6 protein-coding genes are annotated in these 18,364 nt (G+C 46.9%); all 6 read right to left on the reverse strand.

Annotation, left to right across the window (positions count from 1 at the left end):
- Positions 1–136: 136 nt before the first annotated feature.
- Complete coding sequence (locus MHH50_RS22685) at positions 137–6,874, reverse strand: pectinesterase family protein (RefSeq protein ID WP_340033430.1); 6,738 nt, start codon at positions 6,872–6,874, stop codon at positions 137–139.
- 38 nt (positions 6,875–6,912) lie between these two features.
- Entirely contained in the window at positions 6,913–8,679 is a 1,767-nt protein-coding gene (locus MHH50_RS22690; protein WP_340033431.1) for an S-layer homology domain-containing protein, read from the reverse strand.
- 81 nt (positions 8,680–8,760) lie between these two features.
- Entirely contained in the window at positions 8,761–13,842 is a 5,082-nt protein-coding gene (locus MHH50_RS22695; protein WP_340033432.1) for a pectinesterase family protein, read from the reverse strand.
- Positions 13,843–13,992: 150 nt separating this feature from the next.
- Positions 13,993–15,372 carry a sugar ABC transporter substrate-binding protein gene (locus MHH50_RS22700; RefSeq protein WP_076128897.1) on the reverse strand — a complete coding sequence of 460 codons (1,380 nt, stop codon included), beginning with the start codon at positions 15,370–15,372 and terminating at the stop codon, positions 13,993–13,995.
- A gap of 221 nt (positions 15,373–15,593) precedes the next feature.
- A complete protein-coding gene (locus MHH50_RS22705) occupies positions 15,594–17,204 on the reverse strand; it encodes a mannitol dehydrogenase family protein (protein WP_312149110.1) in 1,611 nt (536 codons plus the stop codon).
- The gene (gene uxuA, locus MHH50_RS22710) at positions 17,205–18,281 is read right to left on the reverse strand and encodes a mannonate dehydratase (protein WP_076128893.1); all 1,077 of its coding nucleotides are present in this window, start codon (positions 18,279–18,281) and stop codon (positions 17,205–17,207) included.
- Between the last annotated feature and the right edge of the window lie 83 nt (positions 18,282–18,364).

Genomic DNA, 18,364 nt, shown 5'->3' on the forward strand with positions numbered 1-18,364 from the left:
GTCGTTTCGGATTCTCCTCTTATAATAACTCCTAGCTCGAAGAGATGGGTTTGTTTTTTATCAGACCTTGTTTGTTTTTATTCAATTTCTCAAAAAAAGAAGACGAGCCCCTGATTGGGACTCGTCTGTGGCTACTTTATGGATGTAGAATAAGCTGGGCTAACGCCGCAAGATCCACAATATCCAAAAGACCATCTTTATTCAGATCATAAATCTGATATCGGATCCAATCCGTATGTGCGGAGCTTATACCGTAATGAGTGGACAGAATAGCCAAATCACCGATACTTGCTGGATTGGCCGAGCTCAAGAAAGTTGCCAGCGCTGCATCCAGATCAATGATTGCCTGCTCCACAGAAACCTTAGCTGCGTTCGGATTATTCACGACCTGCATAGCTTTACCGATTGCATTATTAAGCTCATTCACTACCGTCTTCGTATATTGCCCCCATTTACTGCCAATAGTGGCGTAATCGGATGTTGCTTGTGCTATAGCAATCTTTAATGCCAGAGCCGATTTGTCCGAGGCGCCGTCTAACCCATCCATAGCCAACTGCAAGTTCGAGGCAGCTGCATTCACCTGATTCTGTGTAGCTTGCGATCCAGCAAGAATCACTTTCGCAGAGGTTAGATAGGTTTGCAAGATTAACCAAGTGGATGGATTGTATTGATCTGCCGTAAGGCTCTTCGCTACATCAACCCTGCTGGCCAGGACCGTTTTGTCTATCATGATCTTCATGCCATAGATCGTATTAGATAGCTTTGATACCGTTTCGCTCCCATCGGCAATCAAAACGGGGTGCAAATGAAGATAGGCCGTCGTATCGCCGGCATAGTTCAGGTTTGATGAATGCCAGAGCATTTTGAGCATGTCTCCGCTTGGAAGGATACCAGCTCCAGTGCTTGCGAGCTTGATTGTGATTTTTCCATTCACCTCATCCTTATCGACGGATTCCACTCCCCATTCATCCGCTAAGCATTCTACCGAATCGTAAAGAATTAGGTCCGGGTCATATTCAAACATCAACTCTTGACCATAAACAACAGTGCTGACACTTTCTGTAACGTAATCATTATTTAAGCCATAAACCAAACCAAATTGTTGGCCGGCAAACGTTGTTCCTTCTCCCATAACCGTAGCATAGGGAAGACTTAAGGACGGAGCATTTACAATCGCGCTGACCTCGTTAGAGTTATCGCTCTCACCTCCAACATTAACTGCCGTAATCACATAATAATAATTACCAGCAGTAAGATCGGCATTGTCCAAATAAGTGCTGTCCGTGACATTGGAGGCAATGGTTACATACCCCTCTGAGCTATTTACGCTTCGCTTCACTGCATAATAATCAGCTCCGGCAACCTCATCCCAGCGTAGCAAGATTTCGGCCCTGCCCGTAGTTGCACTTACGTTTGCGGGTGCTTTAGGAATCTGAATGGAACCCGGATTAGAGACCGTAATAACTGAAGGACTTATGCCTGAATCCAAGTGAAACGGTATCCCCGCCTGCGAAAAATCCGTATCCTGCAATAGGATATTACTCGCGAATCCCTTCAAATGGATAAAGGTGCTTGTGCCAGGCGGACAAAGAACGTCATTCAATAAAATATCGGCTGCATTGTTCATGGTATAGAGGGTTCCGTTCGCCGGAACGATCTGAACATGATTGAAATGAATATCAGTCGTATTACTGGACACGAATCCAGTTTGAGTCGACATTTTTACATTGGTCAACTCCACATTACGCAAAGGCACATTGGCCAGTGCATCGATGGACACTGCTTCCGAAGCTCCGTCCACCGTAACGTTACGAATGTGGATATTTTTAACCTCTGGAACCCGGTTATCGACTCCCAGCTGCGCATTATCCACTGCTTCGCTGTGCCCCGTATAGAAATCATTAATGGATAATGCCGTATAACCAATATTCTGCATATGGAGACCATCGATATAGATATTCTCGATAGGACCACCACCACCAACAAAACTTTTAATATTGATCCCATTATCCGTTCCGATATATTGATTGTTGCGAACCGCAAGGTTATGAATGCCTCCGGATGTGTTACTTCCGATAGACAATCCGCCATGGCCACGAAAAACAATGTTGTCGGCAATTACGACTTCGGACAAAGCGTTTGTCGGACTCGGGTCATAGCTGGCCTTCATCCCGATTCCATCATCTCCGGCATTCACCGTGTTGTGATATAAAACAACATTCTGCGAAGAAGTGACATCAAGACCGTCTCCGTTCTGGTACCAAGCGTCGTTATTGACCGTTGAATTACGGATCACCAGATTCCGAATCTTCGTAAAGCTAGTCGCAAATTGTGGTGAATTCATAAAGGTAGGTCCATCAACTAACACATTGCTGCTATTATAGATGTCGACCATGATAGGACGATATACCCCAACAGCTTGTTGAGACGGATACCAAACACTGCCGTTATCGGTCAACACTCCGCCCAAGGACAACAGATAATTCCACTGCGTGGTTGTGACCTTGCCCTTCTTCACATAACGCCAATATTGCCCATTGCCATCGATAACACCTTTTCCTGTGATCGCGATGTTGCTGAGCCCCGATGCCGCCAGCATCGGTTGATATTTTGCATTCACCAAATTGTAGTCATCATAGTCGGGACTAAATTGAATGAGTGCACCAGCCTCTACATGCAGATCAATATTACTTGCCATTTGGATACTTCCTGTCAGCCATACACCAGCAGGTACGACGACACGCCCTCCACCTGCCAGTGTAGCCGCCTCAATTGCCTTTGCGAATGCCGCCGTATTTTTGGTTATACCATCTCCAACAGCGCCATAATCTTCAATATTAAAATCTACGTTTGGAAATGTTGGAAGCGTAATCGCTGGCATATCGAATGGCAGATCTTTTTGATACGTTTGCAAGTCATCCCCGCCCGTTACAACCCCCACGGAATCCGCGGATTTGACGCTAACCTTCGCAGTCGCCTTTACATCGGTGCCCGTTACAGTTCCCTGCACAGTAAAGTTCCCCACAGATGCATACTTAGCTGGATCGATTGAACTCCACACGACAGCCAATGCTTTCTCCGATCCATCCGTAAATTGAACGGGAACGATGCTTGGCAAAAATGGAGCTACCCCCTCAAGGCTATAAAGCTCCAGTGCCGGTATGTTCGATAGGGTCTGTCCCGGCAGCATGGTGGAATTCACAACTTCTATGGCTAACAGAATTTTAGTACCGGAAGCGAAAGTGAAAGTTAGTGTATTTTTTCCAATCGGCAACTGAGACAAGAAGACATCACGAAGAGTATAAATACTTCCATTGGCAGTGTAATCGGTCCCCTTATTCAGTGCATGGGTTCCGAGCATAATTCCCGTCATTGTGTCTCCCGAGCGTTTAACAGATACAGTCAGATCCGCTTGATTCTCATGATTACGATCAAATTTCACCGGAGCTGAAGACAAAGATACTTCAGTTGAATAGACGCTCTCTCCATTCGCATTCACAGCAGTTACTACATAATAAAAAGGAGCTCCTGTGTTCACAACCATATCCGAATATTGAACCTTATCTTTCACTCCCTCCGTCAAGCGGAGCCAGTTCAAGTTGTAGCTCCCCGTTACGGAATAAAGGCGTAAAGTTTGATTCCCAGCGGGAAGATTGACATTCACACTGACCGTTGTCCAGCTCTGCCAATCACCGGTTTGCGGAATATCTACGGTGCTCAGCACGCTGCCATTCCCACTCTTTAATTGAAGCTGTTTACCGCTGTCCGGAGCAGAGACGCGCAGATCCAAGGTGTAGAATCCACCCGCAGGAACCTGTATCGCGTAATCCATCCAATCTCCCGGATCGATATAACTGACATTTAGACCTCCGCCTTCATCACTCGTATTCTGAGTTTTGACACCGTACATCGCTGTCCAATCCTCACCTTGGATCGTTGCCAGCGGGGAAGTGGATGACGGAATCAGATCGGATGCAATCGGCAAGTAAGGACCACCCGCTTCGCTTCCGCGATAGACACGATAAGAACTTGCTCCTTCAACCGTGTTCCACGACAGAGCTACGGGAGAATCGCCTAATGTCGCATCAACACCGCTCGGGAAAGTCACACTCAGTCCGGTTGGAGAAGCAGGTTGCTGTTCATTCTGTTCATGCCCAGGAAGCGTGCCGAACAGCGTAGGATCCCACCCATCCGCTCCTTTCAGCACATTCTGAACGGTGTATTGATTGGCTTCGTCAGATGTCAATTGGCTCGACCAGCGATAGCGGCCCTTCGCATTGGCACCTGGTCCCGAAGAGTTGTATTCACCATACCGCGCCGTCGATTCGTTAGAAGGATTTCCCCAATTATCCCAACCTACTGCTTTGATATGCGCATCCATCCAGGTATTAATGTACTTCACGTTGGCGTTAGCTCTCCAAGGTCTACCCAGATCTAGCAAACCGTTAGTAGCAGCCAGCTTAGTGTCGATATCCCATTCCGGTCTCCAAGGATCATGAGTCACCGATTCCTTCAAAGAAGAAGTACCGCGGGTCAATCGCGAGTTCATGAAAACATAGCCAAACTCAGCTTTCTCATCCGTAGAGGCTGCCGTCATATGACCGCCAAAGCCACCAACGAACTTAATCTCCGAATCGTAGAAATAAGCCGCAGCATTCCCAAAGATCCAGTCGACGTCCCCTTCAATTATGCATCGGTTAAAGTACTGTCGCCCGCCGTTTGCGTACAAGGTATCTTGGAACCCTGCCAGATAAACGTTCGTAAAAATTGCTCTGTCGCCCGTTACGTTAAGTGCGACTGCGGGACCTACATTTCCTCTCTCAAACGAAGTATTGCGAATCGTCATATTTTCTGCCGTAAAGTCGCTGGCAGAAACTAACAACGTGTGGCTGTTTCCAGTACCTATTCCGGAATTAGCATAATCGTCATAGGTCAAAATCGTTCCGTCTCTGCTTTCACCAACTAAACTAACTAATGGCTTAGAATTCGGCACGGCTACCTTTTCATGATAGATACCGTCTTGGATATAGATCACCCGCCGGGTCGAATTCCCAGTTGGAATCGAATTCAGAGCATCCGTAACGGTCGTATAATCTCCCGTTCCATCCTTCGCAACTACAATTACTTTAGCTGGAGTGGCGATTTGGATCAGGCTATCTGCTCCCGAGCCCCTCGCATTAACAGCAGATACAACATAATAATAGGTCAGACCGTTTGTTATGCTGTTGTCCAGATAGTTTGTTTGGGTTACGCTAGCGATCGTTGTAAAGGGTCCCGCCAACGAAGCCGCCCGTTTAACGAGGTATGAATCAGCCTCAGCAACCTCGGTCCACTGCAAGTTAACCTTGCTAACTCCCGCTTGTGCTGTTACTTCATTTGGCGAAGAAGGTACCCCCTGCTGGAAATGAACCGGAGATACGCGTGCTTGATCGGAATTCATACTTTCCGTCTGAGCACTTAAGGCAGATACAACATAATAATAATTCGTTCCGTTGTGTACGGTGCTATCAGTAAATTCCGGAGCGGTCAGGTTGCTAGCCACGACCGAATACGTTCTCCCCGATATTACACTTCGCTTCACTGAGTACGAGGAGGCTCCCGGCACAGGGTTCCATGTTATATCCACGCGGGCATCACCAGGAACAGCAATCAATCCAGCTGGTTTCGCTAAAGGGGTAACTGGAGAAATCTTAGCGGAGACCGAATTTTCGCTTAAGCCACCCGCATTTTGAGCTTGAACGGTGTATTCATATACCATTCCGTCAGTCAATCCGGCGTCGTTATATTGGGTTGCCGTCAAATCCGACGCGATGACCGAATACTTAGCCCCTCCGTCATCCCTTCTGAGCAAATGGTATTGCTCCGCACCTTCGACAGACTCCCATTTCAGGGTCACTTGGCTGTCCCTTGCTATTCCCGTCAACCCTGTCGGAGCAGCTGGTATGTCGGGTAGCAGAATTGGCGTGATGCCTACTTCCATGGAATTTGGGCTTTCGCCGGAATCGGTTACTGCACTGACGACATAATAATAGGTTTTATCGTTCATCAATTTGCTATCTACATACCGGTTGGAATCCATGTTCTTAATCAGCTCGTAGGGCCCGCCAGTTGTTTCACTACGCTTCACATTATACGAAATCGCTCCGGTAACCGCCGGCCAATTAAGCATCGCTTGTGTATCACCAGCCTTGCCGGTTACTCCTGTCGGGGTCGAGGCTGATAATACATCAGTGAACATCATCCAGTTAATATTGAAGTTGCCGGTATTCGTCGTGATGCGCAGGGTTTGCGGACCCGCACTCAGATTTGCCGACACACTTACGGTCGTCCATTTTTGCCAACCGGTCGTATTTGGCACATAAACCGCTGCCAGAACAGTTCCTCTGCTATCTTGCAATTGAAGCTCCTTATCTGAATACTTCGTAGCAAGACGAAAATCTACGGTGTAGATTCCTGCGGAAGCCACATTTACCTTGTATTCCAGCCAATCTCCGGCTTCAATATTGCCCACATCTAAACCGGCTCCAGTATCCGTGGTTGCCTCGTTCTGAACCCCTTGCATGCTGTCCCAGTTCTCGGCTTCAAGCTTGCCCGGAATCGGCTTGCCATTCTTCGCCCAATACGCCACCGCAATTGAAGGTTTCAGCCCTTCCTCCGAGGTGTGTGCTTGTATACACTGATATTCCAGATCATTATAGATGACCCAATCGTTGATCGTATAAGTGGTATTCGCCTGCCAGCTGGCAGCAGCGGCCGCAGCGGTTCGCGGAGAATAACCATATAAAAGACTCATTATCATCGCCACGATTATGGCTATAGCCGTTACTTTTCGGCTTATGGTGTCTTCTTGCCCCCAGGGTGCGGTCCTGTTCATATCTTCTTCCTCCTTAGAATAGAAGTGCACGAATACTATCAGAGGTTATATATGTTGTACATTAACACAGCTGCTTCCGCTCGTGTCGTCGTAGACTTAGGCTCGATTTGGCGGCCATTCCCGTGAATCAAACCCGCTTTCACTAGACTTGCGACAGATTCAGACGCATAGGCAGAAATCTTCGCAACATCGCTGAACGGTTGAAGCACGGATGTATCTCCACCTGTAACCTGTTGACCTGACGCCTTCAAGGCTCTGGCGGTTAGGACCATCATGTCCTCACGGGTGATTGGCTCAAGCGGTTTGAACAAGTTGTCTCCTGAGCCTTCCGCAATGCCAAGTGCCCGAGCAATGCCAACGGCCTCGTAATAATAAGCTTGGGATGGGACGTCCGCGAAGGTATCTCCAGCTTTTCCGCTCAGTTCTAGCGTCCTAACGAGCAATACCAAAAAGTCGGCTCTAGTAACAGCTTGAGATGGGCGGAATTCTGTATCGGACACACCACTAATAATTCCCTTGGAAGCCATAACCTCGATCGGATTTTTAGCCCAAGCCACAGACTCAAGATCCTTAAAGGATTTATTCGTATAACCAATTGCATACATGCTGAAATGTGTAGTCTTAAAGCTGACGCGACCGGACTTCGCATCATATCTACCACTAGGAACCGAAGTAAGTTTCCCTTGACTGTCTACATACCACACAACGATATGCTCTGGATTAAGCAGCTCTTGTGCAGTAGGAACGTAGGGGATGCTGACTGTGACCGGAGCTTGGCGATTATCCCAGGTTATGATCTTGCCACCCGACGTTAAAGTTACTTGAATGACGGGATGGTTGCCGATTTGGTTTTGCACGGACGGCTGCAAGGATTTAGGATCAACACTTGTGATATGAAGACTTATTTGTTCATTGGAGGTAACCCCAGCTTGCAGCATATTATCAGGGAGAGTGAGGTTAGCCAGTGGTGTTACAATTTCAATTTCCGCCTTTTTGACATCATTGGATATAGCCGAAGTTGGAATCGTCTGAACGTACTCTTTTGCCCCGGGCTTCGACTCGACTTCAATGATTACTTTTTTTACTCCTTTGTCGTTGGCGGTAGTTTGGTTAAGAGCTTTCTGCAGTGATTCTAGATCCACGGTTGATTGTAACGATTGTGCAGCTGCGTCATAACGAATCACCGGTTTGATCGTAGAACCGTTGACATTACTCGGAGTTGTAGGCTGGATCGAACTGCCGTTTCCTTCCGCTCCGTTGTTACTGTTGTTTCCATTATTACCGTTATTACCGTTATTGCCGTTGTTTCCGTTGTTTCCGTTGTTGTCATCGATACTAACAATATGCGCGATCGCCGATGCATCAGGGGTATAGTTAACCGCAGACAGTTGCGAATCTACTAACTTCACACGGGATAGAACGATTTTGACATCGCCACTCTCAAGCGCTTTGAAAGTAACTGTGGCCAGTTTTAGATCTCCGTTCTTGCCAGATTTCTTCTCAAGCTCTGTATGCGCTAGCCGCACGCCGTTATTCGTCAATAGGGCGTCAATGTTGAAGCCGCCCTCGCCTGCTGTGTAACTCACGAACTCCAGCTTTGAGCGATCATAGGTCAGATTCAACTCGTACGCGTACAAATCCGTCATTAGGTTCGCTGCAATCTCAACAGTAAAGGTACTGTTGAGGATAGGACTTTCTTTTGATAACACAGTTTGGAAGTTGGGTTCACTACTAGCCTGCGTTACCACAGGTCTCGCTAGAAAAAAGACAAGGAGCATAAGCACCGCGATTCTGAGTTTAGCCATTTCGATTCATCCACCCTTTCAATAGCAAGATAGGAGAGAGCGCCGCTGCCGTTGAGTCAGCGCCCTCCAGATTTAGCAAACTTAATTTGAAGTGATTTTACGGGCCATTCCAGCCAGATCGACGATGTCGATCTGCTGGTCTTTATTCAGATCATACCTACTTACCTCACTCCAACCGTTATCACTTGAAGTGATGCCATATTTGGAGCTCAGAAGAAGAAGATCATCCATGCCGGCCTCGAGATTCATCGCTGTAGCGAGCTTTTGAAGTGCAGTAGACAAATCTTGAGCCGCTAGATTCACTTCCTCTTGTGTAGCATCGCTGTCGTTTAAGACAACGGTTGCGTTCGCAATGGCATCCTTAAAGATAGCAATAGCTGACTGCGAATATTGCCCCCAAAGTGTACCCATCGATGCCGACGCCAAAGTGCTGGCGGCTTCGTGAAGGATAGACTGGAGTGCTGTTCTAATGACATCTCCCGAACCTGTATCAGTCACAGTAATGTTAACCTGATAAGCAGTGCCTTCCACAGAAGATTCATTACCTTCGCCATCGCTCATAATAATGCGGGTCGCTTCTAATGAAGCAACCGTCGCTTCCGTTACATCTTTTGCAGTGAAGTGAAGTTGAAGAATTCTCGGCAAATCGCCGCTCATGCCAACCCCTGGGGTTGTGCTTGCCATGAGAATCCGTGTTTGTCCCTCATTATCAAAGGAATCGATGACACGAATTCCATCCAGCAAGGATTCCGCTGCCACGAACTGAATTTGCTCAGGATCGTAGTTCAGCGTCAAATCCAAGCCATATACATCACTTGTAACACGAGACATGCCATATACGACTTCAAAGGACTGCCCCTTCTCCACAGAGCCCGGTCCGGTTAAAAAACTTCCCGATCGAACAGTAACTTTGGCTTCGGCCTTTAACTCCGTGCCATAGACAGCGCCCGTAACTGTAAATCGCCCTTCTACCGCATATAACTCAGGGTTGATAGCTTCCCAAACGACAGGCACTTGCTTCACTGTTTCATCTGCATAAACAGCGCCTACAACTGTTGGCAAAATAGGAGCCACACCTACTGGTGTCTCAACATGAACTGGCAGAAGCGATTCGATTGGATTGTCGGAAGCGAGCTGGGTAGGATCCCAATCCTCTTTCCCGTTGATCGCACTCGTTGCGCTGAAAATACTGTGCAATGTATACGCTTCGGCTTCCATGTCCGTTAATTGATGGGTCCAGTTCATTCTAGCCTGCGGATTTGCTCCCGGACCAAAGCTTTGATATTCACCGTAATATGCGGTTGCTTCGTTTTTTGAATTGCCGAAGTTGTTCCAGCCACTTGGAGCAATGTGATCTCCCATATAGCTGTTCAGATATACAGTCTTCGCATATGAACGCCATGGTCTTCCCAAATCAACAGCGGATATAGACGAAAGCAACGCTTCGCCGGTCACTTTGCTGTTCAGGAATACATAGCCATACTCCTGTCCCTCAGGAGTGGAAGCTGCCGTCACATGCCCAGCCAATCTGGAATGAATCTCGCTGTTATCAAAAACAGCAATACCCGGACCAAAGATAAAGTCTACCGAACCCGAGATGAAACAATCCTTGAAGTAGGAACGATAGGATTGAATGGTTGCATTATTGGCATAGTTGTTAGGATCCGCGTTATCGGTCAGATTGCGGGTTAACAGTGTATCCTGATAACCGATGATGTTGCAATTTTCGAAAAAAGCTTTATCCGCATATACGTCGACGGCAACGGATTGACCTGCTCCGGAGCCCGAGGAATTAATGACCGTTAGATCCTTGGCATAGAAATCATGGCCTTTAATCATGAGCGTATAATCCGTATAAGTGCCCAAACCTAACGAGGTACCATCCGGGGCCGTTTTTTTCGGATTATCATCGTAGGTGAGAATCGTTCCATCCTTGCTCTCACCCATTAAAGAGATGTAAGGCTTGGTATCTGGAATAAGAACTTTCTCATAATACAAGCCGTTTTTCACAAAAATAATGATGCGATTGCGGTTCTGGTCCGGGACTGCATCGACAGCAGCTTGGATACTTTTATAATCTCCGCTTCCATCTGCGGCAACGACGATAACCTTCGCGTCTGGAGCGATATCAGACAGAACATATACATGAGCAGTAACCGGTAGGTCCGACCCTTGTACCGTACCCATAACCTTGAACCCGTCAATATTTGTATCCGCATACAAGTCTGGAGAGATGGGTTCCCAGGACACTGGCAAAGATTTGGTCATTTGATCATTGAAGATCGCCGTTACGTGATCTGGCAAACTCGGTGCGATGCCCTTCGCAGTTGTCGCGATGACAGGCCGATAACCGGTCATGCCAGCCGAAACCACTTCCACTTGAATTTCAGCTCTTGCTGAATATCCCGTTACTGTACCCTGTAAAGTGAATGCTCCTATCTGCTGATATTCAGACGCCGGAACTAAATCCCAGATTACCGGAGCATAACTTACCGCTCCATCCTCTCTCAAAATCGGCATCTGATTCGGCAGATTAGGCTTCGTGCCTAATGCGGTCGTTACCTGTAAGGACTTATAGCCAACAACTGTTTCTTGTCCTGTTATGGTGATTGGCATCAAACCGATAATCGCTGTTCCGTCATTCATCGTCGCTGCGACGATGACTTTACCATTGCTATTAGCGGTCAGTACTCCATTATCGTCGATTGTAGCCACATCTGTAGGGGTCAGATCACTATTATAGACAGCCCATGTAACCTGCGAAGTTTCTCCCGTAGTTTTGGTGGCACTAAAGGTTAAACGCCCTCCTTTATCGGAGATTGAATTCGTCGAACCTGAGTGTGTTAGCTGGATTCCATAACCGCTGGTAGCTTCCTCAGAAGCACTAATGTACAGATTATCCAAGTAAACTTGAGATGCCACTGTCGTATTATTATTAGGCCCTATGGATTTGAAGGTGCTAATATCCGCCATCGCCAGGGTTGAATCATAGAATGGCTGTTTGCTTAACACCTTCGTTCCGTTGTAATAAACATCCACAAGCTTGTTTGGAAAATCTACCACAGTCTTGACTGTAAACCACTTATCAAGCGGGATCGCAGGAATGATGATAGGAGATGTTTTTCCGTTGATGACATAACTTAATGCTCCCGAATTCTCAGTGTTTAACCAGACGGCTACTTTACCATTCGATCCGAGCAGCTGAAATACCCGATTATTCGAGGTAGGTTTGTTCGCATAAGTACCGTTCGGCACACCGTTCGTTAAGTTGGGAGGGGCCGGGAACTTCAGATGCACTTCTGCCGATAAGGTTCCCGTCTGCGAACCAAAACCACGGGATACACTTACATAACCGCTATCCTGGTCATTAAGGAAAATACTGTTCGGATTCAAATCTCCGTCCGCCGTAATAGTGATCAGACCCGGGGCATAGCTCGAAGCACTCCAATATCCGCCCGGCGTATCCCCGGCTTTATATTCAGTGAAATCCTCGTGAACCGGGAAGGCTTTATCAGTTACGACCACACCATCCTGAACGATATTCGCACTGTTCGTAGCGCTAATTCCTTTGGGCAAGCTGCTATTGGTGAAAAAGATATTCTCCGTGTAGGCTAATTGAGCTTTAGCAAAAGCACAATTAATGAACTGCAAATTCTTCAAAGCGTTATCAGCTGTTGAAGTGGAGGCTGCCCCTGTCAACGAAATAATGTTATCCGTTCCAGAGATATCGTTGTTCCGCAGGTTGGTAAACCGGAAATTACTCATGTCCGGTGGGTAAATATCAGGAACAGGAAGCTTGTCATAGTTGGAATTCAGATCAATCTTGTTGATAAGCGAATCCCTCACTTGAATGTTCCGAATGTAGCCGCCCCGGGATGTGCTTGTTTTGATCTTAAAGCCCGGTGCCACAGTGTTCGACTTGACGTCGAGGGGAATCAGATTGCAGTCTTCCACGTAGATATCGCTTATTCCGCCAGACATCTCGCTTCCGATAACGACCCCGCCGTGTCCACCACTAAAGGTATCTCCGCGATAATAAATAAATCTGGAGGGTCTGCCGATATCCCGGCCTTCTTGATTGATCCCGGATTTAATTGCACTGCCGTCGTCCCCGGTTTGAAAGGTAGAATTCAAAATGTAAACGCTCTCGGAAGAATTCGGATTAAAGCCGTCTCCATTATGTTGCGTGGTGTTAATATCGAGGTTATAGGCGGTGATGTCTTTGCTGTATACAGGTACTACGGTCCACATCATTCCATTGCGGATTTTCAATCCATCGATATAGACATTGTGTGCGTTATTAAAAGATAGCAGATGTCCACCACCGTAGGTTGTTCCAACTTCAACCTTGTCGTTATCGTATTCCTCACGCAGCTTCAAGCCGCTCTCCTCGTCACCAATTGTTCCGGGTCCAAGGAATGTAATATCAGTTACACTATAATCATCGTACTTGTCATGATCCATAACTCCGGCGTTAAATAAACTTTGATAAGCCTCGGGTTCCTCAATACTGTGTCTGGCCGTTACGAACGGCAAGAAGTCAGCCTTGTGTGAACTAGGGATCACTTGAGCCCCTGCATCTACAAATACAGTCATATTGCTGTGCAGGAACAATCCGCCAGTCACATACTTCCCGGGTGGAAAGTATAAAGTGTCTCCTGGAGTAACCGCGTCAATCGCGGTTTGAATTGCCACGGTATCCAATGTGTTGCCATCTCCGGATGCTCCATAATCCTTAACATTAAACCTGATGCCCGTCTTTTTAGTTGTGATTTGGACCGTATTGCTATCTAAAGATTCGTTGCCAGATGTATCCTGGGCTCGTACCGTGTAGGTATATGTCCTCTCTGGAGTTAATCCTAAAAACTTATAGTAAGTTTTGTCCGTCGAACCAACCCGGGTTCCATCACTGTCATAAATATTGTACTTAGTAATGTTGGAATAAAATAGCGGTTTCTCCCATGCTAACACTACGGTTGTATCCGTATTAGAGGCAGGTGCCATTCGTAAATCCGTCGGGGAGTAAATATTAGCCGATAAGGAATCATTAATGTTCGCAGCGGCATAAGCCGTGTTGGTCTCTCCGGCAAAGGCGATTTCAGGTACGATCGGGATGAGCAATAAAGCGCATAATGCAATAAGGACACTCTTAATTCTTTTCATAACTTACCTCCTGTTCATTTGCAGGTGATGAAAACGCTGTCAATTAGTGGCATTAATCATTAGGGAGTTGTCATTCAAAAGACAGGCGGCCCAAGTATCGTCAAGAGCCCGCCTGCTGAGATTATTTATTGTTCGGGGATATTAACTGTTTTATTTCGAAGAGTCAAAACTTGCTTTTTCTTTTTCAAGCTGCTTTGCCCATTCATCCAATAGTTCTTTGGCACTCATCTTTTTGGCCATTACCTTCTGGATCATAGGCTCCATATTCGTCTGAACCTTGTTATAGCCCGGCAGATAAACGGGATTATCGGTAAACTTCGTGTCCGGTGAGCTCATCAGGTCTGCGCCCGTCTTCACGTAAGGCACGTTTACAATCCAATCAGCATCCAAAGCATCAAGATAAGTCGGAATTTCGCCATAGAGCTCTCCGTACTCACTATCATTGTGCGTTACGAAATACGTCATGAATTCCCATGCTGCTTCCTTATTCTCGGAGTTCTTTGTCATCATCATCACCGATGGTGTAACGCCGGGGTGAACGCGATAGCCTTTGGCACCCATAGGGAATGGAACAGCTGTAAACTTGGTTAAATCGTCATTGAATGCTTTACTGTGAGCGCTTGCGGAACCAAGGTTATGGAAAATCATACCTACCTTGCCGGACTGAAACGAAGCAGCCAATTCCGTCCAACCTTTGTTCAAGTCATCTTCAGGTGTATTGACATTATAACCGCTCAAGTATTTCTCCAGAAACTCTACATTCAGTGGATCGTTGATCGTGGCTTTGCCTTCTGGCGTGAAATAGTTCGTAATTCCCGAGTATGAATACATAAGATATTCCAGCGAGGTTGCACTTCCGGCTCCACCCCGTATAGAGTATCCGTAACGATCCTTGGACTTGTCAGTCAACTTCTGTGCGTTGTCAAAGAATTGATCCCATGTGTCCGGATTCGGTAGATTTGATTCCTTCAGCCAATCCGAACGAATCCATTCCATCCAAGGCAGAACGCCATAAGGCAATCCATATAACTTCTTGTCAACCGGATCCGCTGCTCTCATAGAGGTAACCGAACCCGTTGTGATCTTGTCCTTTCCTTCCCAGCTATCGAAATAAGAATCGATTGGCTCAAGCACATCGCGTGCAATAAAGTCGGACGTAAAGTTATTGATCAGGTCCGGCCCTTGTCCAGCAGCAATAGCGACATTCAGCTTTTGTATATAACCGTTCAAATCTCCAGGCACGCCCAAGTATTCGATTTTAATATTCGGATGCTCAGCCATGAACTCCTTCGTAACTTTTTGCCAGAATACATCACGGTCCGGTGTAGTAGCCGCAGCCCAGAACGTAAGCGTTGTCTTCTTGCCGGAATCTTTCGTTTCAGTACCACTGTCGCTAGTCGAGCTGCTTGGCTGGGGACTGGCATTCGACGAGTTGTTGTTATTGTTACTGCTTCCGCAACCACTTAACACGCCTCCAGCCAACATGACCGAAGCCATGACAAGTGCCCAGCTTTTTTTTCTTTTGAACATGGTGTTGAACCCCCTCAAAATTCGTCGCTCAGTTGACGAACACCGGTTATTCGTCATGTGTTTAGTTTAACTTTCGTCCTTCTCATTTTACATAAGATTCTTTTCACACTTTGTTTGGATTTTTTAAAATCATACAAAAAAAAGCCACGATTGATTGCCTCGGGACTTTTTTCGCTTTATTTTCTTCTATATTAATTCAAATCTACTTAACTGCCTAGCTTTCACTTTAAATAGTGCTCTAATGTTCTCCGTACCGCTCCTGGGCCTGCCATCATTTCTTGGAACATAATCTCAATCTTATCACCTAGACCAATCTCGTACAACGGAACCCCAAAAAGTCGCTCATCTTCAAGAATGGGGCGTACACTTGCGGTTTGGTCTCCAAGCGAAACTCCCTGCAGGTAACCTTGCAGTGTTTCTAGTAACGGATCTGAACTCAATGTGAAGACCTCTCCAGCATCATTCACTCCAAGTAAGTAACGACACCACACAGCGATAGCCAGTGGAATCGCCGTTAGCTGCGCTGGATCGAGCTCCTCCCGTCGAATATAGGATTTAATAGTTTCACCGAACCGTATACCCACCTTCTGCGAAGTATCTGTAGCAATCCGCTGCGGAGTATCGGGGATAAATGGATTGGCAAAACGCTCCGTAAGGACTTCGTCCAGGAACTGCTTTGGACTGAGAATCCCCGGGTCCACTACGACGGGCAGGCCTTCTTTGTAACCGATTATCTCCACAAACCTCCGCAAAGTATCGTCCTTCATCTCATCCGCGATCAAGGTGTAGCCAAGCAGACAACCGGAAACAGCAAGCGCCGTATGCAGCGGATTAAGGCAGGTCGTTACTTTCATCGTCTCCACCTTGTTGACTGTCTCCCGGTCCGTAAAAATAATTCCGGCTTCCTCTAGTGGTGGACGTCCGTTCGTAAAGTTATCCTCCACTACAAGATATTCGCTGATCTCAGCATTTACGAAAGGAGCGGTATATGTGTTTTTGGAGGTAATGATCACATCCATATCACCAATTCCCTGTTCCAGAAGCGCTGCCTGTACACTCTCCGAAGGGCGTGGTGTGATTTTATCGATCATGGACAATGGAAAGGTTATTACTCGTTCATCTTCCAGATAACGCACGAAGTCTTCTATAACAAGTCCTCTTTGGGCCCATTCCTTAGCGATGGACACAACTCCGTTCTTCAGCTTGTCGCCATTGTGTGAGCAGTTGTCCATGCTGACAAAGGTCATCGGATATTGGCCTTTCAGATATCTTCGATAAGCAAGCGAAGCAACAATGCTCATGACATGAACAGGATGCTCCGGTCCGCTCACAATATCCTTTTCCACAATGCCAAGATATTTATCGTGCGGATCCGTCAACGAGTATCCCTTCTCCGTGATGGTGAAGCTAGCCATTTGCAGGCTGGGATTCTCGAACACCTCGATCAATCTACGGTACTCCGCTTCGCGGTTTTTGTCCGCTGCGATTCCCTCCACAATACTACTGACTACTCTTTTCTGGAAATCACCACGAGCATTCATCAGCACTAAAAGGGTCAGATTGTCGTAGGGCTTGTAGACTTTATCAATCATTTCGAAATCAAAGGTTTCCACCGCAATAATACCTGTATCCGACTTCCTGCCATCCAGCAGCTTCTGATGAGCATTTGCCACGAATCCTCTGAAAATATTACCTGCACCGAAATGAATCCATTCCGGTTTAAGCTGTGTATTGTTTGCTATCTGCTCATAGTCGAACTGCGGAAGCTCCACTCCAGCAGCTTTCCAAGCTGCTTTTTCCCCTTGGATACTGCTTCTGGTCAGATGCAGCATTTATTTTGCCTCCTTGACATTATCCAAGCTATCCCAGACACCAAGCAAATACATGATGCCCATAGCTCTATCATACAAGCCATAACCCGGTCGGCAGTTCTTCTCTTCCCCCCACAGATGCCGCCCGTGATCCGGACGCACATAACCAATGTATCCGTTCTCATGATAGGCTTTGACCACCTCGGCCACATCAACGCTTCCGTCACGCCCACGGTGCGACACCTCAATGAAATCACCGTTCTCAAATACCTTCACATTGCGGATATGGGCAAAATGAATACGATCATGGAACTCGCGGATCATCGCTGGCAGATCGTTATCCGGATTCGTGCCGAGTGACCCTGTGCAGAACGTCAAACCGTTGTACGGGCTGTCCACCAAATCCAGAAAGCGGCGGATCATATCCCGATTGCGGATAATACGCGGCAGTCCAAAGATCGGCCAAGCCGGATCATCCGGATGGATAGCCATCTTGATGTCCACTTCCTCGCATACTGGAATAATGCGTTCCAGGAAATACTGGAGGTTGTCGAACAATTTATCTTCCGTCACATCCGCATAAGCCGCAAACAGCTCATCCAGCTTTGCCAGCCGCTCCGGCTCCCAGCCCGGCATCGTGAACTTTCCAGCTCCTTTCAGAATCCGGTCCACCATCTCACGCGGATTATCGGTAATGGCAGCCTTTTCATAAAAGAGAGCATTCGAGCCATCAGGCAACTCTTTATACAGCTCTGTGCGGGTCCAATCGAAAACAGGCATAAAATTATAGCAGATCACCTTAACGCCAACCTTGGCGAGTTTACGAATGGTGTCGATATAAATATCGATATATTTATCACGGGTCGGCAAACCGATTTTGATATCATCATGAACGTTGACGCTTTCTACTACAGCCGTGCTGAAACCCTTGCTGGTGATTTGATCCGCCACTTCTTGGATCCGTTCCATTTCCCACACTTCTCCGGCTACTTTCTCATGCAAAGACCAGACAATCCCCATAACACCCGGAATCTGCCGAATATGATCCAGCGTGATATTGTCATTGCCCTCGCCATACCATCTCCACGTCATGTTCATTGATAAACCCTCCTGTGAATTCGTTTTCAACTATCTTGTATACAAGATTTACTTGATCATAGAATAAGAACAATTCTTTGTCA

It is taken from the genome of Paenibacillus sp. FSL H3-0302, from assembly GCF_037982245.1.
GTDB classification, from domain to species: domain Bacteria; phylum Bacillota; class Bacilli; order Paenibacillales; family Paenibacillaceae; genus Paenibacillus_AQ; species Paenibacillus_AQ odorifer.

What these genes read in the sequence shown, in the direction of transcription:
- MHH50_RS22685 (WP_340033430.1), bottom strand. Translation starts at nt 6,874, where the DNA reads ATGAACAGGACCGCACCCTGGGGGCAAGAAGACACCATAAGCCGAAAA.
- MHH50_RS22690 (WP_340033431.1), bottom strand. Translation starts at nt 8,679, where the DNA reads ATGGCTAAACTCAGAATCGCGGTGCTTATGCTCCTTGTCTTTTTTCTA.
- MHH50_RS22695 (WP_340033432.1), bottom strand. Translation starts at nt 13,842, where the DNA reads ATGAAAAGAATTAAGAGTGTCCTTATTGCATTATGCGCTTTATTGCTC.
- MHH50_RS22700 (WP_076128897.1), bottom strand. Translation starts at nt 15,372, where the DNA reads ATGTTCAAAAGAAAAAAAAGCTGGGCACTTGTCATGGCTTCGGTCATG.
- MHH50_RS22705 (WP_312149110.1), bottom strand. Translation starts at nt 17,204, where the DNA reads ATGCTGCATCTGACCAGAAGCAGTATCCAAGGGGAAAAAGCAGCTTGG.
- uxuA (WP_076128893.1), bottom strand. Translation starts at nt 18,281, where the DNA reads ATGAACATGACGTGGAGATGGTATGGCGAGGGCAATGACAATATCACG.